Annotated in this window: 2 protein-coding genes; both read right to left on the minus strand. The window is 36.3% G+C overall.

Annotated elements, in window-relative coordinates; genetic code table 11:
- The coding region (locus tag AFK68_RS04565) for an aspartate carbamoyltransferase catalytic subunit (protein WP_094671778.1) at nucleotides 1-975 on the minus strand (975 nt) is incomplete at its 3' end.
- Nucleotides 976-1,659: 684 nt separating this feature from the next.
- Nucleotides 1,660-2,520 carry an aldose epimerase gene (locus AFK68_RS04570; RefSeq protein WP_094671779.1) on the minus strand — a complete coding sequence of 287 codons (861 nt, stop codon included), beginning with the start codon at nucleotides 2,518-2,520 and terminating at the stop codon, nucleotides 1,660-1,662.
- Between the last annotated feature and the right edge of the window lie 645 nt (nucleotides 2,521-3,165).

Genomic DNA, 3,165 nt, shown 5'->3' on the forward strand with positions numbered 1-3,165 from the left:
TCCTAAAAGATATAGTAAAGCCATTCTTACAGCAATACCACTGGTTACTTGTTGAGAAATTAAACTTAACTGGGGGTCATCCATTAAATCAGAACTAATTTCTACTCCTCGGTTAACAGGTCCGGGGTGTAATATTTTAACTCCTGGTTGACAAAGTTTGAGGCGATCGCGTGTAATGCCAAATAGTTGATGATATTCTCGTAAACTAGGTAGTAAATGTTGAGTCATTCTTTCTTTTTGTAGGCGTAAAGTCATCACAAAATCTGCCTTTTCTAATGCAGGTTCAATATCCCAATGTACAAATAATTTACCAGGTCTATTATTACCAAATTCGGCAAAATATTGAGGTAATAAAGTAGGGGTTCCTGCTAAATGTAATTCAGCACCAGAAGCTGTCAAACTCCAAATATTAGAGCGTGCTACTCTAGAGTGAATAATATCTCCTACAATAGCAATTTTTTTTCCTTCTAAAAGTTCTATTCTAGGTTCAGTTGAATTTAACAATTTACAAATAGTAAATAGGTCAAGTAAAGCTTGAGAAGGATGTTCATGTTGACCATCTCCAGCATTAAGAACTCGAACTTGATAACCGTTTCGATCCATTGCAGAAGCGATCGCTGCTGGTACTCCTGCATCCCGATGTCTAATGACCATCATATCTGTTCCCATTGCTAGATAGGTCATTGCTGTATCAAGAATAGTTTCTCCCTTGGTAAGAGAAGAACTTCCTGGGGCAAAATTTAGGGTATCTGCAGATAAACGTTTAGCAGCTAATTCAAAACTATTACGGGTGCGTGTTGAGGGTTCAAAGAATAAATTTGCTACTACTTGACCTTGTAATGCAGGTACTTTTTTCATCCTGCGACCTAAAACTTCTTGAAAACTAGCGGCTGTTTGGAGTATGATATTATATTCTTCAGGTGTAAATTTTGCTAGAGATAGAATATGGCGATGAGTCCAAGAGTTTGTAGACATTTTCGATTGAATTTTTGTGAAATAATTATCAGTTAATTAAAGCTTGCTGAAAAAGTCTGATTAGTGAGGGTAGGAGTCAGGAGTCAGGAGTCAGGAGTCAGGAAGAATGGGTATGGGAGCGAGGAGGCAAGAGGAATAATTATCCCTTGATTTTCCTGCTATAATCAACCCAAAATCCTAACATGCATGACCATCAAGTAGCTCCAAACCAGGTACTTTTTCCAAACTTAAAAAGCCACTTACCTTTATTTGTCAATGCTTTTAGATTTAATCAGCCAACCCTAATTAATCAGCTTTTATCAATCTTATCTTATAGGGTTTATGCCTATTTCATAAAATATTCCTCTAGGTCATTTCAGTTATCAGTTATCAGTTATCAGTTATCAGTTATCATTCAATAATTGATAATTACCTATCCCTACAAGAAAGAGGATTGAATAAAAAGAAAATTTTTTCTTGTTTCTCCTTGAAAGGAGAGGCTTTAAACCTTTATTTTTCGGTCAAGTCAATTTTGAAAAAATTATAGGCTGTATTCTACTGGCAACATGAAAAGGCGGTAATAATTTCACAGAATAAATAAAATAATATTTCCCTACCGCCGTAACTCACATAACACTTAATATTTGAAGCGTTTCTCAGATTTATTTTACAGATACTTTCTCAGGTTAATTATCCTATTTAAAATTAACCCAATTCTGCAGTCATACTAATTACTGTTTCGACGGTTTTACCAGGTTCAGCAATTAATAAATGTTCGCCAGTATTCATGGCATTCCGAGGACCAGTCCAAGGTTCTAAACAATAAAAATCTTTACCTTTTACTGTCCAAAAAACTAAAGTTGAATAATTACTATCGTAGTTAATAGTTAACTTTAAATTGCGACTTTTATCAGTCACTACTGCTGATTGTTTTGACAAATTAACAAACGCCCAATCAATTTCTTCAGCGTCAAAATCAAACACTCCAGAAAAAGTATTAACAGTTTGGTCGCCTTTAAGTTTATATTCATTTGAAGGTAAATAAAACTCTAATTGAGTCTTATCAGCAACAGCAAAATAAGGGTGAATACCTGTAGAAAATGGCATAGGTTTTTGAGATAAATTAGTGTGAGCATATCGCAGCTCTAAAGTATTACCCCGCAATATATAGGTATAATTTAACTCAAAATTAAATGGATATACTGCCAGAGTTTCATCATTACTGCGGAGACTTACAGTAATACTTGCACCATTATCGGTAGACTGTTGTGTAACTTGCCAAGGAAGGGTACGAGCAAAACCATGTTGCTTAAGTTTGTAAGTTTCTCCGTCTAGGGTGTAGGTATCATCGGGTAGGTTGCCACAGATAGGAAATAATAAAGGAATACCACCGCGCACTGAAAGAGTGGGGTCGGCAAAACGTTCCTTATCCATGTAAAATATTTTTTGCTCTTGAGTGCGCCAGTCAGTAACAACCCCACCTCTTTCAGGTACAACAACGACCATAGACTGAGTAGTTTCGTCAGAGAGAATATAGGGTTGATTTTGTCCAGGGTTAGCAGCCATAGATAATTTTCCTTAAAATAACTGCTATTAAGGTCTCACAGAATTGTCTAAAAATCTATTCATCTACTGAAGCTCCCGGAAGCTGATGGTGAAAATTTTCCTTTTATTACTATTGAACAATAGTCGTTTCATCTGCTGAAGTTCCCGGAGACGGATTCTATTACTATTGAGCAATAGTCGTTTCATCTGCTGAAGCTCCCAGATGCGGATGGTAAAATTTTCTCTTCTATTGCGTATAGAGCAATAGTTATTTCATTTGCTGAAGCTCCCGGAAGTGGATGGTGAGAATTTTCTCTTCTATTGCGTATAGAGCAATAGTCATTTCATTTGCTGAAGCTTCCGGAGATAGTAGTTTCATTTGTTGAAGTTCCCGGAGGCGGATGGTGAAAATTCCTTCTATTGCATATAGAGCAATAGTAGTTTCATTTGCTGAAGCTCTCGGAGACGGATGATGAAAATTTTCTCTTCTATTGCGGATAGAGAAATAGTAGTTTCATTTGCTGAAGCTCCCGAAGACGGATGATGAAAATTTTCCTTCTATTGCGTATAGAGCAATAGTAGTTTCATTTGCTGAAGCTCTCGGAGACGGATGATGAAAATTTTCTCTTCTATTGCATATAGAGAAATAGTCATTTCATTTGCTGA

Origin of the sequence: Hydrocoleum sp. CS-953, from assembly GCF_002260545.1 — a bacterium.
Taxonomy (GTDB): Bacteria; Cyanobacteriota; Cyanobacteriia; order Cyanobacteriales; family Microcoleaceae; genus Trichodesmium.